General features: G+C 35.8%; 23 protein-coding genes. All 23 read left to right on the forward strand.

Annotated elements, in window-relative coordinates; all coding sequences use genetic code 11:
• Window positions 1-15 precede the first annotated feature (15 nt).
• Window positions 16-534, forward strand: a complete 519-nt coding sequence (locus tag GHD00_RS03420) for a YceD family protein (RefSeq protein WP_163536707.1) — start codon at window positions 16-18, stop codon at window positions 532-534.
• Between the two features lie 42 nt (window positions 535-576).
• Entirely contained in the window at window positions 577-750 is a 174-nt protein-coding gene (gene rpmF / locus GHD00_RS03425) for a 50S ribosomal protein L32 (protein ID WP_018932780.1), read from the forward strand.
• Window positions 751-889: 139 nt separating this feature from the next.
• Window positions 890-1,339, forward strand: coding sequence for an RsfA family transcriptional regulator (locus GHD00_RS03430; protein ID WP_163536708.1), 450 nt, complete (start codon window positions 890-892; stop codon window positions 1,337-1,339).
• 96 nt (window positions 1,340-1,435) lie between these two features.
• Window positions 1,436-1,822, forward strand: a complete 387-nt coding sequence (locus GHD00_RS03435) for a DUF3397 domain-containing protein (protein WP_163536709.1) — start codon at window positions 1,436-1,438, stop codon at window positions 1,820-1,822.
• 130 nt (window positions 1,823-1,952) lie between these two features.
• Complete coding sequence (gene bshC / locus GHD00_RS03440) at window positions 1,953-3,569, forward strand: bacillithiol biosynthesis cysteine-adding enzyme BshC (protein WP_163536710.1); 1,617 nt, start codon at window positions 1,953-1,955, stop codon at window positions 3,567-3,569.
• A 673-nt stretch (window positions 3,570-4,242) separates the two neighbouring features.
• On the forward strand, window positions 4,243-4,674 hold the full coding sequence (gene mraZ, locus GHD00_RS03445; protein WP_163536920.1) for a division/cell wall cluster transcriptional repressor MraZ: 432 nt from the start codon (window positions 4,243-4,245) through the stop codon (window positions 4,672-4,674).
• Between the two features lie 51 nt (window positions 4,675-4,725).
• Window positions 4,726-5,706 carry a 16S rRNA (cytosine(1402)-N(4))-methyltransferase RsmH gene (gene rsmH, locus GHD00_RS03450; protein ID WP_163536711.1) on the forward strand — a complete coding sequence of 327 codons (981 nt, stop codon included), beginning with the start codon at window positions 4,726-4,728 and terminating at the stop codon, window positions 5,704-5,706.
• Window positions 5,703-6,089, forward strand: coding sequence for a cell division protein FtsL (gene ftsL / locus GHD00_RS03455; RefSeq protein ID WP_163536712.1), 387 nt, complete (start codon window positions 5,703-5,705; stop codon window positions 6,087-6,089). The genes rsmH and ftsL overlap by 4 nt, the downstream gene beginning before the upstream one ends.
• A 10-nt stretch (window positions 6,090-6,099) precedes the next feature.
• Window positions 6,100-8,319: a penicillin-binding protein gene (locus GHD00_RS03460; RefSeq protein WP_163536713.1), complete on the forward strand. Its 2,220-nt coding sequence runs from the start codon at window positions 6,100-6,102 to the stop codon at window positions 8,317-8,319.
• 82 nt (window positions 8,320-8,401) lie between these two features.
• Window positions 8,402-10,327, forward strand: a complete 1,926-nt coding sequence (locus GHD00_RS03465; RefSeq protein WP_163536714.1) for a stage V sporulation protein D — start codon at window positions 8,402-8,404, stop codon at window positions 10,325-10,327.
• An 81-nt stretch (window positions 10,328-10,408) separates the two neighbouring features.
• Window positions 10,409-11,869 carry a UDP-N-acetylmuramoyl-L-alanyl-D-glutamate--2,6-diaminopimelate ligase gene (locus GHD00_RS03470; protein WP_163536715.1) on the forward strand — a complete coding sequence of 487 codons (1,461 nt, stop codon included), beginning with the start codon at window positions 10,409-10,411 and terminating at the stop codon, window positions 11,867-11,869.
• Between the two features lie 97 nt (window positions 11,870-11,966).
• On the forward strand, window positions 11,967-12,950 hold the full coding sequence (gene mraY, locus GHD00_RS03475; RefSeq protein ID WP_163536716.1) for a phospho-N-acetylmuramoyl-pentapeptide-transferase: 984 nt from the start codon (window positions 11,967-11,969) through the stop codon (window positions 12,948-12,950).
• The gene (murD, locus tag GHD00_RS03480) at window positions 12,947-14,293 is read left to right on the forward strand and encodes a UDP-N-acetylmuramoyl-L-alanine--D-glutamate ligase (protein ID WP_163536717.1); all 1,347 of its coding nucleotides are present in this window, start codon (window positions 12,947-12,949) and stop codon (window positions 14,291-14,293) included. Before mraY ends, murD begins: the two co-directional genes overlap by 4 nt.
• A 106-nt stretch (window positions 14,294-14,399) precedes the next feature.
• On the forward strand, window positions 14,400-15,518 hold the full coding sequence (gene spoVE / locus GHD00_RS03485) for a stage V sporulation protein E (RefSeq protein ID WP_163536921.1): 1,119 nt from the start codon (window positions 14,400-14,402) through the stop codon (window positions 15,516-15,518).
• 103 nt (window positions 15,519-15,621) lie between these two features.
• The gene (locus GHD00_RS03490; protein WP_163536718.1) at window positions 15,622-16,416 is read left to right on the forward strand and encodes a cell division protein FtsQ/DivIB; all 795 of its coding nucleotides are present in this window, start codon (window positions 15,622-15,624) and stop codon (window positions 16,414-16,416) included.
• The gene (locus GHD00_RS03495) at window positions 16,403-17,089 is read left to right on the forward strand and encodes a DUF881 domain-containing protein (RefSeq protein ID WP_163536719.1); all 687 of its coding nucleotides are present in this window, start codon (window positions 16,403-16,405) and stop codon (window positions 17,087-17,089) included. The genes GHD00_RS03490 and GHD00_RS03495 overlap by 14 nt, the downstream gene beginning before the upstream one ends.
• Window positions 17,090-17,102: 13 nt before the next feature.
• Window positions 17,103-17,819 carry a DUF881 domain-containing protein gene (locus GHD00_RS03500; RefSeq protein ID WP_163536720.1) on the forward strand — a complete coding sequence of 239 codons (717 nt, stop codon included), beginning with the start codon at window positions 17,103-17,105 and terminating at the stop codon, window positions 17,817-17,819.
• Window positions 17,819-18,205: a small basic family protein gene (locus GHD00_RS03505; protein WP_163536721.1), complete on the forward strand. Its 387-nt coding sequence runs from the start codon at window positions 17,819-17,821 to the stop codon at window positions 18,203-18,205. The genes GHD00_RS03500 and GHD00_RS03505 overlap by 1 nt, the downstream gene beginning before the upstream one ends.
• Window positions 18,206-18,342: 137 nt before the next feature.
• Window positions 18,343-19,632 carry a cell division protein FtsA gene (gene ftsA, locus GHD00_RS03510; RefSeq protein ID WP_163536722.1) on the forward strand — a complete coding sequence of 430 codons (1,290 nt, stop codon included), beginning with the start codon at window positions 18,343-18,345 and terminating at the stop codon, window positions 19,630-19,632.
• Window positions 19,633-19,700: 68 nt separating this feature from the next.
• Window positions 19,701-20,840 carry a cell division protein FtsZ gene (gene ftsZ / locus GHD00_RS03515; protein ID WP_163536723.1) on the forward strand — a complete coding sequence of 380 codons (1,140 nt, stop codon included), beginning with the start codon at window positions 19,701-19,703 and terminating at the stop codon, window positions 20,838-20,840.
• A gap of 561 nt (window positions 20,841-21,401) precedes the next feature.
• A complete protein-coding gene (spoIIGA, locus tag GHD00_RS03520; RefSeq protein ID WP_163536724.1) occupies window positions 21,402-22,295 on the forward strand; it encodes a sigma-E processing peptidase SpoIIGA in 894 nt (297 codons plus the stop codon).
• A gap of 25 nt (window positions 22,296-22,320) precedes the next feature.
• Window positions 22,321-23,040, forward strand: a complete 720-nt coding sequence (sigE, locus tag GHD00_RS03525) for an RNA polymerase sporulation sigma factor SigE (protein WP_163536725.1) — start codon at window positions 22,321-22,323, stop codon at window positions 23,038-23,040.
• Window positions 23,041-23,186: 146 nt separating this feature from the next.
• Complete coding sequence (sigG, locus tag GHD00_RS03530; RefSeq protein WP_163536726.1) at window positions 23,187-23,966, forward strand: RNA polymerase sporulation sigma factor SigG; 780 nt, start codon at window positions 23,187-23,189, stop codon at window positions 23,964-23,966.
• Window positions 23,967-24,087: the final 121 nt, after the last annotated feature.

Here is a 24,087-nt window from a genome sequence, read left to right on the forward strand (position 1 = left end):
CTTGAGGTGATTATATTGAAATTATATTTACAAAAGCTTAAGCAGTCACAAGGAGAGTCCATTTCTTTTGAAGAGTCGGTCGACATTTCGGATATCGCACAGTGGGACAATGATATTAGGAGTATAGAACCGGTTTTGGTAAAAGGCACTGCTAGGATGGACGCTGATGACGTGACTTGTCATTTTACAATTCAAGGTGAAATGATATTACCTTGTGCCAGAACACTTGTGGATGTACCATACCCTTTTTCTATAGATGCAGTTGAAAGTTTTACTACATCATCTTATAAAGAAGAAGAGGAAATACATCTGATTCATGGTGAAGTACTTGACTTAACACCATATATCAAGGAAAATGTAATATTGGATGTTCCTTTGCGCGTATTTGCTGATGATAAAAAGTTAGAAGAAAATACGGTTAGTGAAGGGAAGGGCTGGTCACTTATCACAGAGCAAGAAAATCAAGATAAAGTTGACCCACGCCTAGAAAAACTAAAAACCTTATTAGATGACAACAGTAATGATGAAGGATAGTAAAGGATAGATCTTTACTTCTCTTTAAAGGAGGTGTAATGCATGGCAGTACCTAAGCGTAGAACTTCAAAAAAAGTAAAAAACCAAAGACGTACTCATAAAAAATTGCATGTACCTGGAATGGTAGAATGTTCTAATTGTGGTGAATTAACAAAACCGCACCATGTATGCAAATCTTGTGGTCAATACGACGGAAAACAAGTTGTTGAACAATAATAAACTTGTAACAAAAAATAGTGTAAGAGACAATATAGGTCTCTTACACTATTTTTTTGTGCAGGAATTTGTAATTAATAAGTCTATCTCCTCTAGTATTTGCATACATTGATAGCAAGCGAATGGAGGAGGTGGGCCAATGCAAGGGAATCGTCAAGATGCTTGGACGAAAGATGAAGATATTCTTTTAGCTGAAACAGTATTACGCTTTATTAGGGAAGGGAGAACACAGCTTGAAGCATTCAAGGAAGTAGGAGAACAGTTATCTCGTACTTCAGCTGCTTGTGGCTTTAGATGGAATGCAACACTTCGTAAGCAATATGAACAAGCCATTCAACTGGCAAAGTCTAACCGCAAAAAAATTCATTCTGAAATGACTGAATCCTCTTATCAGGCAGAAAATGAAACTCCCAATATTCATCAAGTGATTCAAACATTAGAAAATTTACAAAACTACTATCACTCCGTTAATGATCAAAATAAGCTTTCATTGGAGAACGAGCAATTGAAAAAGAAAGTGCATTCATATCGTTTGCTTTTTCAAGAAATAGAAACAGTTATGGAAAAATATAAAGAGATAAAGGGCTAAAGCTTTTTAACCTCATCAGTTGCCGGATGAGGTTTTGTTGTGTTATATATAATTCTATCGTATGAATTATATAGCATAGATAAATGAGGTTATGGTATGTTGCATTTTTTATCAAGTATTGTTGCGTTTATGGTGACAGTCCCATTACTTATTACCTTTGTTGTTTATAAAGTGAGTTATTATTTTTTTCAAAACAAATGGAAATCAATACATATAGCAGTAGATGTTACTGTCATATTATATATCTTTTCCGTAGGTACTATTGGTTTTTTGTTGTTTTCTTCATTATTTATAACTTTTATTATTATCTTTGTTTTATGTATCTGGGTCATGATAGTTCTTATTCAGTGGCGATGGGGGAAGGAAATTGAATTTCGAATAGTTTGGAAAAGGTTTTGGAAAGCGTGTTTTCTTGTATTTGTTGTGTTGCATCTCATTTTAGTATGTTACGGTATAGCAGTTTATGTTATAGATATTGTCTAACTTTCATAATGATGGCTCATTGTCAAGGACACACTCTCTCAAAACAAATTATGTGCGTTTATATATTGTATTATGTACAATACAATTGGATTGTTAATGTATACTTTGAGAATAAAGGGGCCGAATATTCATGCGTATCGAACCTATGAAACTGAATACAAGTAATAAGTTTGTTCGCGATTATATAGATGAAAGCAAAAAACTCATGTCATTTTTTGATTATAATCCTTATGAGCAGCATACATATCAACAAAGACTACGTGATTTAATGGAACGTACATTTCATAGAGAGGAACTGACAAATGTATTGTATCAATTGAATCAGAGGTGGAAAGGGTCTTCGCAAACATTAGAAAATATTAATAAATTAAATGATTCTAATAGTGTGGTTATTATTGGCGGGCAGCAGGCAGGTTTATTGTCAGGTCCACTTTATACTATACATAAAATTATTTCTATTATTCAATTAGCAAAAGAAAAAGAAAAAACACTGCGTATACCAGTTATTCCTGTTTTTTGGATTGCTGGAGAAGACCATGATTATGAAGAGGTAAATCATATTTTTTTACCTGATAGTTTAAAAAAGCATGCTTTAAAAGATGAGCGGATGGAAAAAACGTCTATTTCCAACCGCCAAATTGATACGGATCAGCTAATGGCATGGATAGAAACCGCTTTTATCGAATTAAAAGAAACAGCTTTTACTAAAGATATCTACCAATTGATAAGGAATATGGCGGAAGAATCGGATACATTAGTGGATTTCTTTGCCAAAATGATTCATTATTTATTCGATGAAACAGGACTTGTTCTTATTGATTCAGGTGATGTCGCTGTTAGACAGCTCGAATCCAATATCTTTAAAACGCTGATAACTAAACAAGAAGAGATAAGCAGTGGTGTATTTCAAACACTGCAGCAAATGCGTACGGCTGGCTATTCTGTTTCTGTCTCAGTAGAAGAGAATGAGGGGCATTTATTTTTTCATGATCAAGGAGAGCGGATTCTCTTAAAAAAAGATGGAGATTACTGGGTCGGCAAGAACGGGGAGTGTCGATTCTCAACAGAAGAAATGATACGTATGGCAACAAACACCCCAGAGTTATTAAGTAACAATGTTGTCACTAGACCCATTATGCAAGAATGTTTGTTTCCGACTTTAGCCTTTTTAGGCGGACCAAGTGAGGTTGGTTATTGGTCTATTCTAAAACCAGCCTTTAGATCTTTGTCCATGAAAGTACCGCCAGCCTTACCAAGACTTTCCTTTACCTTTGTGGAGGGATATATAAACAAAAAAATCCAAAAATTTGGTTTAGATTTATTGGAAGTTATTTCAAAAGGACCTCAAGTTGCGAAACAAAAGTGGCTGGCAGCACAATCGAATCCTTCTATTCATCGAATGGGTGACCAGTTAAAAGAAGTGATAGACCAAAATCATCGTCCATTACAAGAATTTGCTTACTCTTTGCAGGATGATATTCATCAATATGCTGAGAAAAATCTTCAATATTTAAAAATGGATGTTGATCAACTTGTTCATCGCCTGGCTTCTGAGTTAGAAAAAAAATATAGTTCTAACTTAGACGAATTTGATTTAATTATGGAGCATCTCCATCCAAATGGAGGGTTACAAGAAAGAGTTTGGAATATTCTGTATTACTTGAATTCGTATGACAAATCTTTTATCTATCAGATGATTGATAAAGAATATGATTATCAACAGCAACATTATGTAGTGTATTTGTAAAATCAAGGCATTTTCACTTTGTTTTTATTATGCAGTAGAACAAAACAGCGACGTAGTAAAAATGTATAATTTGAAAATGCGCTTTAAATACGCTCCGGAAATATACTTCGCTTTCCACGGGCAACGCTTCAGCTTCCTCGGAAGCAAAATACGCTTCCTGCGGGATCTTCAGCCGTTGCTATTCCCGCAGGAGTCTACGTATATTTCCTACGCTAGTATGTACTGATTATCTTTATGTGTAGGATGTCAGTGGTTAAACAATGATGCTTCATAATCGTAAGAGCAGCTGGAATATGCGAGACTCCTGTGGGAAAGCGATCCTAAGAGACCCCACAGCGAACGGTTTTGGTGAGCGAGGAGGCTCGTGGTGAGCCCACGGAAAGCGAGTATATTCCAGCTGCGTCGATAAAGAGTCTCGCTACATTTATTTTATTGTCACAAAGTTTCTCTGCTTACGTCGTAGTTTATTGCTATTGTTCAAAGGGCTTATTTTAAAAAACAAAATAGAGTAAGGCTTGAGCTATGGTTGATATCTTTCAGCTATAGCTTTTTTATTATGTAAAAATAATCGTTCATAAAGGTAAGCGATTACATTTTTGAAGAATTTTCTCCTAAATAGTGGTGGAAAGTGGGAGGTTGTGGTACGATAGGGGTAGAAAGTGGGGTGACGTACATGTTCATGGGGGAGTATCAACATAATATTGATGCAAAAGGTCGGATCATTGTGCCTTCTAAATTCAGAGAAGGACTAGGCGATCAGTTTGTTGTTACTCGTGGTTTAGATCAATGTTTATTTGCCTATCCTATGAACGAATGGCGTCAGTTGGAAGAAAAATTAAAAAAACTCCCACTTACGAAAAAAGATGCTCGCGCTTTTACACGTTTTTTCTTTTCAGGTGCAGTGGAATGTGAAATTGATAAACAAGGAAGAATAAATATTCCGGCACCACTAAGGAAGTATGCCGATATCGAAAAAGAGTGTGCGGTTATTGGTGTATCTAATCGTGTAGAGTTCTGGGCGAGTCAACATTGGAATCAATTTGTGGAAGAGTCAGAGGAATCTTTTGCAGAGATTGCTGAAAATATGATGGATTTTGATTTGTAGTAAAAAACTAAAATAAATTGTTTTTTGTACATAAAGAAATGAGGTGAAGGGTTGTTTGAGCATTATACGGTATTAGAGAAAGAGACAATAGATGGACTAGCGATAAAACCTGACGGGGTTTATGTAGATTGCACACTAGGTGGTGGTGGTCATTCGGCTCGTATCTTAGAAAATCTAGGAGACAAAGGAAGGCTAATCGCATTTGATCAAGACGATCAGGCAATTGCGGCAGCTAAGGAACGCCTATCTAAATATACAGACCAAACCATTTTTATTGATAATAATTTTAAATATTTGACAGAAGAGTTGGAAAACTGGGACATTCACGAAGTAGATGGCATATTGTTTGATCTAGGTGTTTCCTCCCCGCAACTTGATCAAGCGGAAAGAGGGTTCAGTTATCAACATAATGCTTCGCTTGATATGAGAATGAATGCTAATCAACCTATTAGTGCTTATCATGTTGTGAATGAGTGGTCTTATGAGCAGTTGGTTTCTATCTTTTTTAAGTATGGGGAGGAAAAATTCTCAAAACAAATTGCTAGGAAAATAGAAGCCGCTAGAAAGTCAAAACCAATTGAAACAACTTATGAACTGGTAGATCTGATTAAAGAGGCGATACCAGCACCTGCAAGAAGGAAAGGCGGCCATCCTGCCAAAAGGATTTTTCAAGCTATAAGGATAGCTGTAAATGATGAATTGGCTGCTTTTCATCAGGGTTTACACCAAGCCGCTGAATTACTGAAAGTTGGTGGCAGATTATCTGTCATTACTTTTCATTCACTTGAAGACAGGTTGTGTAAACAATCTTTTAAAAAATGGAGCAGTGTACCCTCTTTGCCGAAACAACTTCCAGTTATTCCAGATGAGTATCAACCTCCATTTAAACTTGTGAATAAAAAGCCTATTGTTGCATCAGGTGAAGAGTTGGATGAAAATCGAAGGTCTCGCTCTGCTAAATTACGTGTTGTGGAGAAAGTCAATGAATGGAACTCTAATTTTTATTATGAGAAGGGTGGCATGGTTAAATGAGTACTGAACACGCAAGAAATTTGGAAGTATACCAGGACAATCAAGAAAAAGTACAAAAAGAAGAGCGTCATGTCGTAAAAAAGAAGGTTGGAGTTCAACGACGATGGGTGACAAGAGGAGAAAAAATGTTATACAGTTTATTTGGAGCTGTATTAATTAGTAGCATGTTGTATATTACCTCCTATGGTGCAAGTGTTGATTCATTAAATCGTGATATTCAGTCCTTGGAAACAAAAGTAGAAGAGCAATCTGTTTATAACAAAAATCTTAGCTACAAAGTGAAAGAGTTAAGTCAGCCTGAAAGAATTATAGCAAATGCAAAGAAACATGGGTTAAAAATTCAAAATACAGAAGTAAAGCAGGCTAGTGAATTAGTTGAATAAGGTGAAAAATATGCAAAATAAGTCAACTAAAGTGATGACCGTTTTTTGGTTCGTTTTCTTCTCATTGGCTTTTCTCGTCATAGCGGGAAGGTTTGTATACATACAAGCCACTGGTGTTGTTTCTGGAGTATCCTTACAGCAATTAGCCGATGAAAAAAGAACAAATCAATACTCAATTCGTGCACAAAGAGGTACGATTTTTGACCGTAATGGGTTACCTCTTGCCCAAGAACATATGGTTTACCGCTTATATGCCATTTTAAGAGAATCATACACAACAAACCCATTAGATCCAAAGCATGTAAAAGACCTTGAAAAGACAGCCAATCAAGTAGCTCCCTTAATTAATATGGACCCAGATGATATGCTTGATATCTTAAAGGAAGGCAAAGAAAAGGATCGCTTTCAAGTAGAATTTGGACAAGCCGGTAAACAAATCAGCCAAGAAGTAAAAGAAGAAATTGAAGCTTTAAGTTTACCAGGTATTAACTTCACAGAGGAACCCATTCGATTTTACCCAAATGGAATGTTTGCATCACATACGTTAGGATTGACAGATAAAGAGGAAAGTGATGCGGGGGAAAATATATTTGGCATTAGCGGAATGGAAAACTACATGAATGATTGGTTAACTGGTCAAGATGGTTCTATTTCTTATCAACGTGATAAATATAATGTGAAGCTGTTAAATCCGAAAGAGGTCATACAAGAACCAGATCATGGAAATGACGTTTATTTAACCATTGACCAAAAAATTCAAACCTTATTAGAGGACTCCATGTCTGAAGTAGTTTCAGAATATGACCCAGAACGGATCACAGCCGTTGTCATGGATGCGAAAACTGGGGAAATACTAGCATTAAGTAACAGACCAAGCTTTAACCCCAATCAGTTAAGCGAAGTGGAGAATTGGTATAACGATGTGATTGCAACACCATTTGAACCAGGGTCTACGATGAAAATATTTACACTCGCAGCAGCGATTGAAGAAGGTGTATGGGATCCTAATGAGACATTTGAAGCTGGTTCCTACACTGCAAATGGCAAAGTAAGGCCAATTAATGATCATAGCGGAGTTCCGAGAGAAACGATGACATACTTAGAAGGGATTCAACGTTCTTCTAATGTTGGTGCAGCGAAACTTGCCTATGAGAAAATTGAACCAAATACATTTTTAGATTATTTAAATCATTTTGATTTTGATGAAAAATCAGGGATTGATTTGCCGGGAGAAGTAGCGGGTAGAATTTTATATGATTATCCCATCGAACAAATTACGACATCTTTTGGTCAGGGAACTACAGTGACACCTATTCAATTAGTCAAAGCAGCATCTGCTATTGCAAATGATGGGGAAATGCTGCAGCCTTATATTATACAACAGACAACTGAACATGAAACAGGAGAAGTCATAGAATCCAACTCACCAGAGGTAGTAAGTCAACCTATTTCAAAAGAAACAGCACAATCGGCGTTAGACATTTTGCAGACTGTGATTACAGCTGAAGAGGGTACCGGTCACAATGCCTATAACTTAACGGACTATACTGTCTCAGGCAAAACAGGAACAGCACAGATTCCCGATCCAGAAACACCCGGGTATATGACAGGCCATGAAAATTATATCTTTTCATTCTTAGGCATGGCACCTGCAGAAAATCCAGAGTTAATTATGTATGTATCTGTTAAACAACCTGATTTAAATGAAGAAGAATATGAGCCTGGCTCTGCTCCGACATCTTTTATTTTTAAAAATGTCATGGAGAACAGCTTGCGTTACTTGAGCATTGAACCAGATAAAGAAAAGGCCGAACCGATTAAGGCAGTGGAAATACCATCATGGAATGGCAAGACAGCTGATGAATATGCCCTACAATTACAGCAAAAAGGGCTTAGTCCCATTGTGATTGGTAATGGTGAAAAAATCGAAAGAGTTAGTATAGAAGCTGGTGAAGCTATAACTCCATCTCAAAAACTATTGATTTTAACCGATAATCCAACAATGCCAGATATTAAAGGGTGGTCATTGCGTGATGTTCTCTTCTTGAGAGATTTTCTTCATTTAGATGTGGAGTGGTTAGGGAACGGTTATGTAACAGATCAAAGCATCAATCCAGGAGATGAGATTAAAGAACAAGATTATATTATGATCGAATTATCTCCACCAAATACAACCGAACCAACCGATGAATCAACAGATCAAGAACAAGGATTAGAAAATAACACATAATTCATACATACACAGTGTTCTATTCAATTTAGAATAAACATATATTGGGACAAAAAGTTTCTTCAACCAAAGGAGATTTGATATGAAACGTGTTACCAATATGACCGTTCAAAAAAGAATAGTCACTGTGTTTCTTTTTGCTTTTATAGTGATAGGTATCATTATTATTCGCTTAGGATATGTACAATTTGTCTGGTCAGATTTTTTAATGGAACAAGCACAAGCTTTGTGGAGTCGTGATATCGTATTTGAACCGGAACGCGGAAAAATTGTTGACAAGCATGGTGAAGTTTTAGCAGAAAATGTTTCTGCTCCTACGGTGATGGTCGTGCCAAGGCAAGTTTCTAACCCAGAAGAAACAGCATCTGCACTCTCTAAAGTATTAGGTATGTCCTATCAAGATGCATTAGATAATGTGACGAAAAATGAAAGAATTGTGATCATGCAGCCAGAAGGACGGAAAATATCTGAGGATAAAGCAGTAGCTGTGCAAGCTTTAAATTTAGACGGTGTATATGTTGCAGAGGATTCTAAACGGCATTATCCATTTGGCTCTTATCTATCCCATGTTTTGGGTTTTAGTGGTATAGATAATCAAGGATTGACAGGGCTAGAACTTAGTTATGACGAAGAATTAAGTGGAACGCCAGGGAGCCTATCTTTTTATAGTGATGCAAAAGGGAAGCGCATGGATCAAATGGCAGACGAGTATAAGCCGCCAGTAGATGGCTATGATCTCCAGTTAACCATAGATTCCAAGGTTCAAACCATCATAGAAAGAGAGTTAGATATAGCAACAGCAAAATATAATCCGGATGGTGCTATAGCCATTGCAGTTAACCCGAATGACGGCAGTGTTTTAGGCATGTCATCAAGACCTAATTTTAATCCTAGTAATTATCAAGAGATCGATGCGGAAGTGTATAACCGTAATTTACCAATTTGGAGTACATTTGAGCCTGGTTCTACGTTTAAAATCATGACATTGTCAGCAGCTTTGGAAGAAAATGTAGTCAACTTACGTGAAGATGAATTCGTTGATAATGGCAGCATAGAGGTAGGAGGAGCCCATTTACATTGTTGGAAAAGCGGTGGTCATGGACACCAAACATACTTAGAAGTTGTCCAAAACTCTTGTAACCCTGGCTTTATTTCTTTGGGGCAGAAATTAGGGAAAGAAAAACTGTTTTCATATATAGAGAGTTTTGGGTTTGGGACGAAGACTGGAATCGATTTGCAAGGGGAAGCAAATGGTATTTTATTTAATCTAGAAAACGTAGGTCCAGTTGAATTAGCGACAACCTCTTTTGGTCAAGGTGTGTCCGTTACTCCTATTCAACAAGTTATGGCCGTATCCGCAGCAGTTAATGGCGGCTATTTATATGAACCATATGTTGCAGATGCTCTTTTAGACCCAGTAAGTGGAGAAGTGGTTGAAAAAACAGAGCCAACGATGAAAAGACAAGTCATTTCCAAAAGTACTTCAGAAAAGGTGCGTGATGCTTTAGAACATGTGGTAGCTTTAGGAACAGGTAGAAGTGCTTATGTAGAAGGTTATCGTGTTGGGGGTAAAACGGGAACAGCACAGAAAGTTGGGAAAGACGGGCGTTATATGGAAAATAATTACGTTGTATCCTTTATTGGAGTTGCGCCTGCTAATGATCCAGAAATAGTTGTTTATGTTGCGATTGACAATCCAAAAGATACGATTCAATTTGGTGGTGTCGTAGCAGCGCCTATTGTAGGAAATGTGATTCATGATAGCTTAGTTGCGATGGACATTCCGAAGCAAGATGGAGGAGTAGAAAAGTTGTATCAATGGCCTGATACTCCAATGGTAGAAGTGCCTGATCTAATAGGATTAGAGAGGGAGGAGTTGCGGCATTACTTGGTTTCGTTACAAGTTGATGTGTTAGGTGATGGTGACTACATTATTGACCAAGCCCCAGAGGCTGGTGAAAAAGTAGCAGAAGGCAGTAAAGTGAGAATTGTACTAGGCGATAAATAGTGTGAAAGAAATATCGAAAACCCTGATCTGTTTTGATATAATATATGCAATAGAATGAATTAGGTAGTGAGGGGAGTAAGTATGAAAAAAATAACGGACTTAATTAGAATTTTACCGACATATCAGTGTCAAAGCGATATTGAAACGATTACTATAAATAGCATAGAGATGGATCATCGAGAAGTAAAGCAAGGATCTCTGTTTATTTGTGTCAAAGGCTTTACGGTTGATGGTCATGACTATGCGCAAGCTGCGGTAGAAAGAGGAGCAGTTGCTGTTATTTCTGAGAAAAAGATGGAATTATCCTCCCCTGTTATCGAGGTTCCAGATACCAAAAAAGCATTACCGCTTTTAGCTAATCAGTTTTATGACCAGCCTACCAAACAATTTTCATTAATTGGTGTTACTGGTACAAATGGAAAAACAACTGTTAGTCATTTAATTAATGAGATGTTTGAAAATGCTTCTTATAATACTGGATTAATTGGGACAATTCAAATGAAAATTAATCAACAAACATCCCCTGTTAAAAATACAACACCAGATGCATTGTTTTTACAAAAAAGTTTCAACGAAATGGTAGAAAATGATGTGGATGTAGCAACGATGGAAGTATCTTCACATGCCTTGGATCAAGGAAGAGTCCATGGCTGTTTATTTGACATGGCTGTTTTTACGAATTTAAGTCAGGATCACCTTGATTATCATAACACAATGGACCAATATTTATTTGCCAAAAGTTTATTATTTTCTCAATTGGGAAACGAGTATCTATCGTCAAGGCCGAAATATGCGATTATAAATGTGGATGATACAAATGCGCTATTTTTAATAAAATCCACTGCTCAACCTGTTGTCACTTATGGAATAAAAAACGAAGCGGATTTTTATGCTTCAGAGGTAACTTTACATGCTAATGGGAGTTCGTTCGTTATGCATACCCCATTAGGAAACCTATTTATACGTAGTCATCTCATGGGAAACTTTAGTATATATAATATGCTCGCTGCAGCTGCTAGTGCTTATTACGCAGGGATTTCATTAGACATGATTAAACAAGTATTAGAACAAACAACTGGTGTTAAGGGACGATTTCAACCTATTAAGAATAACAAAGGAATTGGTGTAATTGTTGATTACGCTCATACCCCTGATTCTCTTGAGAATGTATTAGATACCATTCAGCGATTTAGTAATGGGAATGTTCGTGTGATTATAGGTTGTGGTGGTGACAGAGACAAAGCGAAACGACCATTGATGGCTGAAGTAGCTTGTCGTTATGCAGATGAAGCCATTTTTACCTCTGATAATCCTAGATCTGAGTCACCAGGTGCTATAATTGATGACATGGTAGATTCTTTAACATATCAAAATTACACGATACAGTTAGATCGCAGAAAAGCGATTAAAACAGCAATTGAAAGTGCAAAAGAAGGCGATGTTGTGTTAATTGCAGGAAAGGGACATGAAACGTATCAAATAATAGGGGATAAAGTGATTAATTTTGATGATGAGCAAGTAGCATTGTCCTATTTAAAATGAATTCGAATAACTGAAAGAAATATCTTGTCTTGTTATAAAAAATAAAGTATTCTAGAGATTAGTTTTGCTGACGGGTAGAAGATTGGAGAGGAAATGAATGAGTGAATATACTTTTTTAATAACAATAGCGATAGCATTTTTGATCACCGTCTTAATATCCCCCATTTTCATTCCTTTCTTGAAAAGGTTGAAGTTTGGGCAAAGTATTCGTGAAGAAGGACCCAAATCTCATCAAAAGAAATCTGGTACTCCAACAATGGGTGGATTAATGATTATTGTAAGTATTGCTATTAGCAGTTTGATAGTTATTGTGAAAGTAACTGGATCGATTGACTATCAACTTAGTTTATTATTACTTGTGTTACTAGGATTTGGATTACTAGGTTTTTTAGATGACTTTATCAAAGTAGTACTAAAAAGGAATTTAGGTTTAAACTCCAAGCAAAAACTTTTAGGTCAAATCATTATTGCAATCATTTTTTATTTTGTGCTTAAACAAAATCAATTTGATACAACGGTTGCTATTCCTGGAACAAGTGTGGAATGGGAGCTGGGATGGTTTTATTCTATTTTTATTATCATCATGTTAGTAGGTGCTTCCAATGCTGTGAATTTAACGGATGGGTTAGATGGATTATTAGCTGGAACAGCAGCTATTGCTTTTGGAGCATTTGCTATTTTAGCTTGGTATGGGGTGCCAAATTTAAATTTAACATTGTTTAGTTTAGCAGTGGTTGGCGGTTTATTAGGATTTTTAGTTTTTAACGCCCATCCAGCAAAAGTGTTTATGGGTGATACAGGATCCTTGGCTTTAGGAGGCGCAATAGCTGCTGTCGCCATTTTATTAAAGTTAGAAGTGTTATTAGTAATAATTGGTGGTGTATTTGTCATTGAAACATTATCTGTCATAATACAGGTAATATCATTTCAATCAACTGGAAAGCGTGTATTTAGAATGAGCCCCTTACATCATCACTATGAATTGAAAGGTTGGTCAGAGTGGCGTGTTGTAACAACCTTCTGGCTAGTTGGTATTATATTTGCAATTTTAGGTATTTATATTGAGGTGTGGTCTATTTGAGAAAATTAACAGCATTTCCATTTCAAAATGTGTTAGTACTTGGTTTAGCGAAGAGCGGTACAGCAGTCGCTAAACTTTTTTCACGCAATGATGTACAAGTAACAGTGAATGATTTGCGTGCAAAGAAAAATGACAAAAATGTATTGGAATTGAAAAATCAAGGAGTAGAGGTCGTTCTTGGGGATCATCCGTTATCCTTATTAGATCAAACGGATTTAATCGTCAAAAATCCAGGCATACCTTATGAAAACCCCTTGATCAATGAAGCAGTTCATAAAGGAATTCCTGTTGTGACGGAAATTGAATTACTTTATTATTTGGGCATTGAAAAATTAATTGGTATTACAGGATCAAATGGAAAGACAACGACAACTACATTAATTTATGAAATGCTAAAATATGGAGAAGTATCTGTTGAAATAGCAGGAAATATTGGTCATGTTGCTTCAGAAGTAGCTGAGCAGGTAGAAGAGGATCAAGCGATGGTAGTAGAACTTTCTTCTTTCCAACTATTAGGTACACAGAAATTTGTACCTCAAGTAGCCGTTGTACTTAATATGTTTGAAGCTCATTTGGATTATCATCAAACAATGGAAAATTATATGCAAGCAAAGGCTAATATTTTTAAAAACCAAACAAGTGATGATTTCTTAGTATACAACGCTGATGATGAAAAGGTACAAAGCATGGTACAATCAGCCAAATCGACATTAGTGCCATTTAGTTGTCAAAAGTTTCAAAACGAGGGTGCTTATTCTGATGGGACATCCATTTTCTTTAACGGTAATAAAATTATTTCATTAGACGAAATTGTATTGGTTGGAGAACATAATATAGAGAACATTTTGGCGGCCGTAGCAGTTGCGAAAACTTATCAAATTTCAAATGATACTATAAGAAAGGTCTTAAGCACTTTTACTGGAGTAAAACATCGTCTGCAATTTGTTGATAAGGTAAACGGAAGGTTGTTTTACAATGATTCTAAAGCAACGAATATACTAGCTACATCCAAAGCATTATCTGCCTTTTCACAACCGACTATATTGCTTGCGGGTGGATTAGATAGAGGAAATGGATTTGAAGCTTTAAGCCCATATTTACAAAATGTGAAAGCATTTATTTTATTTGGAGAAACCGCTGATAAATTTAAAGAAGTAGGAGAGCAGTACGGCATCCCATTTATTAAGCACGTACACAACATGGAAGAAGCAGTACAAACAGCATATGCATTGTCTGAAAAAGGGGATGTCATATTGTTGTCACCTGCATGTGCAAGTTGGGATCAGTATAAAACATTTGAGCAAAGAGGTAACATGTTTATTGATTCCGTGCATAGATTATAATAGGGGCTTGTCTATTATCATCTGTGCTAGATCGATAGAATTTTAGGTTACATGAATCATAATTTATAAAGCCCCATAATCCTTTTGGAGTGGGGGTTTTTTATTGATGGAACTAAATGTTCATTCAAAACAATCTAATACAGCAGATCGTTTATTACTGTTATCTATCGTGTCTATTCTTTTAATTGGAGTAGTAATGGTTTATAGTGCTTCTTCCATATGGGCAGAATATAAATTTAATGATCCCTTCTTTTTTGCAAAACGCCAAATACTTTTTGCAGGAATTGGTGTTGTATTAATGATGGTTGTTTCCAATATCCCATATTTTCAATGGTTGCAGTATCGTAAGGTGATTTTTATCATATGCTTTATACTGTTAGTTGCAGTACTAATCCCTGGAATAGGTATGGTTAGAGGTGGAGCAAGAAGCTGGATCGGGGTGGGAGCATTCAGTATTCAACCAGCTGAATTTATGAAATTAGGCATGATTTTATTTTTGAGTGGTTATTTAGTAAAGTATCAATCCTACATAAAAGAGTTCAAAAAAGGATTTTTACCTCCTTTGAGTTTCATTATCTTCTTATTTCTTTTAATTATGCTGCAACCGGATTTAGGGACAGGGATGGTATTTGTATTAACTTGTTTTCTCCTATTATTCATAGCAGGTGCAAGACTAGTGCATTTTGGTTTTTTAGCAGGCTTTGGAGTAATCGGTTTTTTATTTCTTATTATATCTGCACCATACCGTATGAATCGAATCACAGCCTTTTTAGATCCATGGCAAGATCCATTAGGTAATGGTTTTCAAATTATTCAGTCTCTTTATGCCATTGGACCGGGTGGTTTATTTGGTGTAGGGTTTGGGAATAGTTTGCAAAAATACTTTTATTTACCTGAACCGCATAATGATTTTATTTTTGCTATTATAGCCGAAGAACTTGGTTTTATAGGAGCGACATTTGTCATTCTTCTATTTTTCCTGTTTATTTGGAGAGGGATCATAACAGCTTTGCATGCACCTGATCTATTTGCTCGATTGTTAGCAGTTGGGATTGTTGGTATGATTGCGATTCAAGTGATGATTAATATTAGTGTTGTGATCGGTTTAATTCCAGTAACCGGGATTACCTTGCCATTTTTAAGCTATGGTGGTTCGTCCTTAACCTTAACACTTTGCTCGGTAGGTATATTAATCAATATCAGTAAATATAGAAAGTACTATTAAGAATCCCTTAAACAAAATCCTTCTTTTTGGCTTACTTGTTTTTTTCGGTATGTTATAATTTAACAAGTGGAATAAATTATAAATCAAAGAAGGAAGTACTAGAATGGCTGAAAAAAGAGTTGTATCAATAGAAGACCGAATTCCTAAGTTAAAGCAAGAACGAAAAAGAAAATCCAACCGTCGATTAATCATATATTTAACAGTTTTTTTCTTGTTAATAGCATTGGTAGTCTATTTACAATCACCACTAAGTCATGTGAAGGAAATCACGGTTACTGGCCATAAGTGGGTAACTACAGAAGAAATTATTTCCCTATCTGAAGTATCGGGCCAGTCTAATTATTGGGGCGTCAATAGCACCAAAGTAAGCCAAAGCATTGAACAACATCCCCAAATCGAATCCGTCAAAGTAGTGAAAAATTTCCCGAATCAGATACACTTAGAAGTAGAAGAGTTAAAGCATGTAGGCTATGTACTGGAAGGGAATAACATTTATCCAATTTTAGCAAATGGAGATTTATTAGAAGATATTGGATGGGAAAACGTAGAATCTACAGTTCCGTTTATCAAAGGATTCCAAAACAATTATTTAGATGAACTGGTGGATGAATTGGACCGATTATCCCCAAAAGTCATGGCTCTAATTTCTGAAATATTATGGACTCCAAGTGAGGGTAATCCGTATAAGGTGACTCTTTTTATGACAGATGGATATGAGGTAGAATCCACTATACGAAATTTATCCTCTTACTTGGATAGCTATCCTTCTATTATTTCTCAGCTTGATAACAACGAATCTGGGAAAATTAAAATTGATGAAGGCGGAGCTGTTTTCACACCATACACGATTGAAGAAAAACAGGAAGAAATGATGGAGGGTGAAAATGAAGATTCTTAAAATTTCCTTATCCATTATTTTCCTTCTTACGGGTTTTTGGGTGACATATTCGATCCAACAAGGAAATACAAATGCGGAAATCGTACAATTAAATGATAATGATTGGGACAGAGGTTATTTTTACCGTAAGCAGTTAATTGAAATAGAAGAATCTAATAAACAATTAAGAGCAGAATTGTCTCAAATAAGACAAAATATTCAAGAACTTGAACAGAAGCTGGCAGATGATGCAGATACACTAAAAAACCTAGTTGAAACAAAGGTGAAACTGCAAAAGTTTACTGGGGAGATGCCAATCAAAGGGGAGGGTGTATCCATAACGTTACGAGATGCGAGCTATATTCCTGATGAGGATCATGCGAACCAGTATATCGTGCATGACCGCCACATTCATCGCTTGGTTAACGAACTTTATACAACAGGGGCAAAAGCTGTTGCTATAAATGGTCAGAGAATATATAGTGATAGCTATATTGCTTGTGTTGGCCCTATTATTACAGTTGACGGGAATGGTTATCCAGCTCCTTTTGTTATTACAGCAATCGGTGATCAAGAAGTATTAGAAGAAAGCCTATATTTAAAAAATGGTGTCATTGATATGCTTGTTCAAGATAATGTGGAAGTAACATTTGAGAAGAATTCGGAATTGAACATGTTGGCAAAGGAAGAATAGAAAGGTGAGCTAGTTGAAAAGAAAAAATCAGATAGCCATTGCTTTGTTTTGTTTCTGTATAGGGCTTAGTATTGCTTTTTTAATACAAACCAATCAAAAGCCAACCGAAAAAGATACGCGAGACTTGTGGGAAATTCGCACTAGCTTACAAGAAGAGCAAATGAAACAACAAAACTTATATAAAGAGATTGAAAAAAGTGAAGCAATGTTAAAACTATATGAAGAACAGACAGAACAACAGCAAATGGCTTCATTAAAAGAGTCGATTAAACGATTGAAAGAACAGGCAGGCCTAACCAAGAAAGAGGGGACAGGTGTCATCCTTACCATTGAGCCAATTTTCACAGAAGAAAACCAGTATGAATACCCCCAAATAACTGCAGACCTTATTCATCATCTCGTCAATGAATTAAATACCTATGGAGCAACAGATATTGCTATAGGCAATGAACGTATAGTGAATATTTCACCTATTAGAGATGTGAACGAAAAGGTATATGTAAACAACTACTCCATTGGGAGCTTGCCAATTAAATTATATGTATTATCTGAAGAGCCTTCTCGATTAGTGGACTACGTGAATGTAAGTGAGTCGTTGGATTATTTCGCTTTAGAAAATATGGAGATTCATACAGAAACAGTAGAAAATATCACGTTACCTAAATATGATGGTGCTATTGACTTTGAAGATGTAAAAGTCATGGCTGTAGAGGGAGAAGGTGAAGAGTAATGGGGATACCTATTATCTTCTTAATATTAGGGTTAATTTTTGGTTTATTAACCAATATAACAATACCGGAAGCATACACCAACTATTTGGCAGTTATCATACTTGCAGCATTGGATGCACTAATAGGAGGTATTCGAGCACAATTAGAAAGACAGTTCCAAAATAAACTTTTTATTTCGGGCTTTTTCTTTAATGTGATGGTTGCTTTAGTAATAGTATTCATTGGAGAGATGGCAGGTGTAGAACTATATTTAGCAGCTGTTATCGCATTGGGTATTCGGATGTTACAAAACATTTCCAATATAAGAAAAATATCCATCCAAAAGGGAGGATTATTTAAAAAATCCAAGAAAAATAAAGGATTTTCCACAAATCATATAGAATAATTTTTATAATAAATAATTTTCTCTGAAAATTTCGCTTGAACCATGAAAAACATGTAAATTTTTATTATAATAGTACGTAACACAGTTTATTATATGAAGTATTAGATAGATAAATGCATAGAATTAGGAGGTGCCTCATGGACAACAGTGAAATTTTAGTCAGCCTTGATATAGGTACATCGAAAATTAAGGTAATTATCGGTGAAATTCTAGGTGATTCATTAAATATAATTGGAGTTGGGGCTGCTAAGTCATTAGGAATGAAAAAAGGAGCAATTGTTGATATTGATCAAACAGTTCAATCCATTAAATCAGCAGTTGAACAAGCCGAAAGAATGGTAGATATACATATAGATCGAGTTATCGTAGGGGTTAATGGCAGTCATGTTCATTTGCAACCATGTCATGGAGTTGTAGCGGTATCCAATGAAAACAAAGAGATAATAGAAGAAGATATACATCGAGTGATGGATGCAGCGCAAGTCATTTCCATACCTCCTGAAAGAGAAATCGTTGATATTATACCTAAGCAATTTATTGTCGATGGGTTAGATGAAATTCGAGATCCACGAGGAATGATAGGTGTCCGTCTTGAAATGGAAGGAACAATTATTACATGTTCCAAGACTATGTTGCACAATATCTTGAAATGTGTTGAAAAAGCAGGATTAAGTGTCATGGATATTTGCCTTCAGCCTTTGGCTACAGGAGAAGTGGCTTTATCGAAAGATGAAAAAAATCTAGGCGTAGCTTTACTCAATATCGGTGGTGGGAGTACAACTATTTCTGTCTTTGAGAATGATAGTTTAGTTGCTACAAGTGTGTTGCAGCTAGGTGGTGACAACATTACAAAAGATTTATCTATCGGCTTAAGAACAACGACAGAAGAAGCAGAAGATATGAAGCTGAAATATGGCCATGCCTTTTATGATGATGCGAGTGAAGAAGAAACTTTTCATGTCAATATAATTGGCAGTAATCAAAAGCAAACATACAGTCAATTAGATTTGGCAGAAATTATTGAAGCTAGATTAGAGGAAATTTATTTTTATAGTGCTAGGGAGATTCAAAAAATGGGATTTCAAGACATACCCGGCGGGCTAGTGCTAACTGGAGGAACCATGAGCATGCCTGGGGCAGCAGATCTTGCACAAGATATGTATCAGAGCAATGTTAGAATTACAATTCCAGATTACATAGGGGTTCGTGAACCACAATACACTGCAGGGATTGGCATCTTGAAATTTGCTTACAAGAATGCGAAAATACAAGGAAAAGAGTTTTCTCAAGCAGTTACTGTTCATCGACCAAAAGAAGAAGATACAGTGCAAAAGAAACCTGTGAATTCAACACAAGACACTCAGCATAGAAAAACTAAAAAGAAGGAGCCAAAGTTGGCAAACTTTTTTAAATATTTTTTTGATTAGGATACTTATGAATAGAACATTAATCGTAAAATAGTAAACTGGTAAACTAGCAAATAGGAGGAAATTAGATGTTAGACTTCGATACAAATATGGACCAACTAGCAACAATAAAAGTAATTGGTGTTGGTGGCGGCGGAAGTAACGCTGTCAATCGAATGATTGAACACGGAGTGCAAGGTGTAGAGTTCATCGCTGTTAACACAGATGCTCAAGCATTAAATCTGTCGAAAGCAGAAGTGAAAATGCAAATAGGAACGAAGTTAACACGAGGACTTGGAGCTGGTGCTAATCCTGAAGTTGGAAGAAAAGCAGCAGAAGAAAGCAAAGAGCAAATAGAAGAAATATTAAAAGGTTCTGATATGGTATTTGTTACCGCTGGAATGGGTGGAGGAACTGGAACTGGCGCAGCTCCAGTCATTGCACAGGTAGCAAAAGAGCTTGGAGCGCTTACAGTGGGTGTGGTGACACGTCCATTCACCTTCGAAGGGAGAAAAAGAGCCACACAAGCAGTTTCAGGGATTGATGGATTGAAAAGCAGTGTAGATACACTTATTGTTATCCCTAATGATCGATTACTAGAAATCATTGATAAAAATACGCCAATGCTTGAAGCATTCCGAGAAGCAGATAACGTATTAAGACAAGGTGTTCAAGGTATTTCTGATTTAATTGCAACACCAGGCTTGATTAACGTGGACTTCGCCGATGTGAAAACGATTATGGCTGATAAAGGATCAGCTTTAATGGGGATTGGTGTAGCAACTGGTGAAAGTAGAGCGGCAGAGGCAGCCAAAAAAGCGGTTTCTTCGCCTCTGCTCGAAACATCTATTGATGGCGCACATGGCGTATTAATGAATATTACTGGCGGTTCTAATCTAAGCTTGTATGAGGTTCAAGAAGCAGCAGATATTGTTACTTCGGCTGCAGATCAGGAAGTGAATGTGATCTTCGGTTCGGTTATTAATGAAGATTTAAAAGATGAAATTGTCGTAACCGTTATTGCTACTGGATTTGATGAGAGTCAAATGAAGAATACTCAGCAAAAACCGAAGTCAGTCTTACAACAAAAGACTCAATCTCAACCGAAAGAACGAAAACAAGAAACACCGCAGGAACCGGTACATCAACCACAAGCACAACGTCAAACGCAGGAAGAAGATACTTTAGATATTCCAACATTTTTAAGAAATCGAAATAGAAGAAGATAATTTAGGAAAAAGGTTGCCGAATTCATTTTCGGCAGCCTTTTTTTTATGAGAAAAAAGTATAAAATTCGTTCATAATAGAAAATTCACCACCTACTTGTCTCATGCTGAGTGCTTAATGGCCGCTGCGGAAAAATAATCGCAGCCTGCGTGAGTTTTAATATTTAGTGTAAAAGCATTAAAATGGATGATTTTCTACAAAATTCACCTTCGTGATAGCGAAGTGTATGTTTCTGGAGCGGTATCTAAACCCTCATTCCTCACTATGTGGCAGTATTGTTCTACATGTCAGATAAATCATTAAGGCATGGGTTTTGCTCGGTTTTCTTAGTTATAAAGAAAAGGAGTATTTCTATTTGATTCGGGTTAACCTCCTCCAAATTAATATTATATCTCAAGAAGACCGCTAAATTTATCATCATGTTGTTTTTTTGACAAAACCCCTAAAAATTTCCGAAAAATAGAGTAGGAATACATACAAACTCTGACAGACTTCTTTTGGATCTTACTATATACTATGGAGACAAGAGTTCAAGATTGTTCTGGAATGAAAGGAAGGAAAAGGTGGTTATTTATGTAGAGTTTATCTGGCTGTTAAACTTGATGATCGATTGGATGATTTTATTATTGACACAGTCGATCGCTAATTATTATGCAAAATGGTATCGAATACTATCCGCAAGCTTCTTTGGCTCTCTGGTCGTTCCACTAGCAATCCTATTTCCAGCTTTTGATCATCAGTCTTGGCTATTAAAAGTGTGTCATTCATTTGTCATTGTATTCATTGCATTTGGATTTCAGAATTTAGCAACATATTTAAAATTATTAAGCACTTTTTATTTTATGACTTTTGCTATAGGTGGTGGTCTGCTCGCAACACACTTTCTTTATGCTACCGAATCTATTAGTAATCTTAATCATGTATTAAATGCTAATGAAGTACATGTTCTGTTTGTGGTAATCGGTTTTCCTATTGTATTAGCTTTTACCAAATATCGTATGGACAAGCACAAATTCTATCAATTCAAAGGAGATTTTCTTTACCGTGTTTCGATACATTGGCAAGAAAAATCTTGTGATTCAATGGGGTATTTGGATAGTGGCAACCAATTAGTTGATCCAATCACACAAGTCCCAGTAATTATTGCTGATGAATATGTTCTAACGTCGTGGTTTACTGACGAAGAGCTAATGAAATTGAAAAAAAATCATCAGCAGATGTTGGAAGGATCATCTCATCAATTGCCTTCTTCATCATTTAGGTTAGTACCATTTCAAGGAGTGAAAGGAGAGACTGAGCTTTTACTAGTCTTTAAACCTGATTTTGTGAAGATTCAACTTGAACCAAATCCATTGAAAGTGGAACGTGTGCTAATAGGCATTCAATTTGGAAATTTAGCATCAGACAAAAGTTATCATTGTTTATTACATCCAAAGCTTTTCCAAAAAGCTGGATGAATGAAATAAAGAGGGAGTGTTCTACATGCTTTTAATACAAAATAAGTACAAAATGATCTTTTATAAAGTATTAAAAAAGCTTGGCTTTCAAGTAGATGAGATTTATTATATAGGTGGGAGTGAAGCATTACCACCCCCATTATCAAAAGAAGAAGAATATGAACTTATACATCGTCTGCCTGTAGGTGATAAATCTGCAAGAGCCATGCTGATTGAGCGTAATCTACGTCTTGTCGTTTATATTGCTAGAAAATTTGAAAATACAGGTATAAATATTGAAGATTTAATTAGTATTGGAACAATTGGATTAATAAAAGCAATTAATACATTTAACCCTGAAAAGAAAATTAAGTTAGCAACATATGCATCGCGATGTATTGAAAATGAAATTTTAATGTATTTAAGGAAGAATAACAAAATTAAAACAGAAGTTTCTTTCGATGAACCGTTAAATGTAGATTGGGATGGGAATGAATTGCTGCTTTCGGATGTATTAGGAACCGATGAAGATATTACATTCAAAGATCTAGAACACAATATAGATAAATCATTACTAAAAAAAGCCTTAAGTCAATTAAATGGCAGAGAACGGCAAATCATGGAATTACGGTTTGGTTTAGTGAACAAAGAAGAAAAAACACAAAAAGACGTAGCAGATATGTTAGGTATTTCTCAATCTTACATCTCTCGTTTAGAAAAAAAAATTATTAAAAGGCTTCAAAAAGAGTTTAATAAGATGGTTTGATTTTACGTTCATATCGGCTTTTTTTGAAGTGAAAAAGGTTAAATTTACTTGATTAAGTATAAAAATGGAAATTGAGCCTATGCATAAAAAACTCCCTTTTGGTGATACTGAAATTTGAGAAGGGTCTCCAATTGGGAGGGTTCATAATGACAAGACATAAAGTAGAAATTTGTGGGGTTGATACAGCAACCTTACCTGTTCTGAAAAATGAAGAAATGCGGATTCTATTTAAGCAACTACAGAATGGGGATCAATCAGCACGTGAAAAATTAGTAAATGGCAATCTTAGACTCGTATTAAGTGTTATCCAACGTTTCCATAATCGAGGAGAATATGGAGATGACTTGTTTCAAGTGGGATGCATCGGCTTATTAAAATCAATTGATAATTTTGATTTAAGTCAAAATGTAAAATTTTCTACTTATGCAGTACCGATGATTATCGGAGAAATAAGACGTTATCTTCGTGATAATAATCCAATCAGAGTGTCGAGGTCACTGCGGGATATTGCGTATAAGGCACTCCATGCCAGAGAAAAGCTATTGAATAAAACTTCGAAGGATCCTTCTCCATTAGAAATAGCAGAGGAATTAGATGTTCCTGTCACAGATGTTATTTTTGCCCTAGATGCTATCCAAGATCCAGTATCATTATTTGAACCGATTTTTAATGACGGTGGTGATCCTATTTATGTCATGGATCAAGTAAGTGATGATAACGTGAAGGATAATGATTGGATAAACCATTTATCTATTCGAGAAGGAATGCACCGTTTAAATAAACGGGAAAAAATGATTTTAAGTAAACGTTTTTTCCAAGGAAAAACACAAATGGAAGTAGCAGAAGAAATTGGAATATCTCAAGCTCAAGTTTCACGTCTTGAAAAAGCTGCCATAAAAGAAATGAATAAAGAAATGTTTGAATAAAAGGTACATACCTTCAAAAAGAAGCGATGATTTTACATCATCGCTTCTTTTGTTCCACTATAGAACAGTATTAAATTTTAGTATAAGAAAAACCTAAGGCTTTCGCGATAAGACTTGGCGA

The sequence above is a fragment of the Gracilibacillus sp. YIM 98692 genome, from assembly GCF_010993965.1.
GTDB lineage: Bacteria > Bacillota > Bacilli > Bacillales > Amphibacillaceae > Gracilibacillus.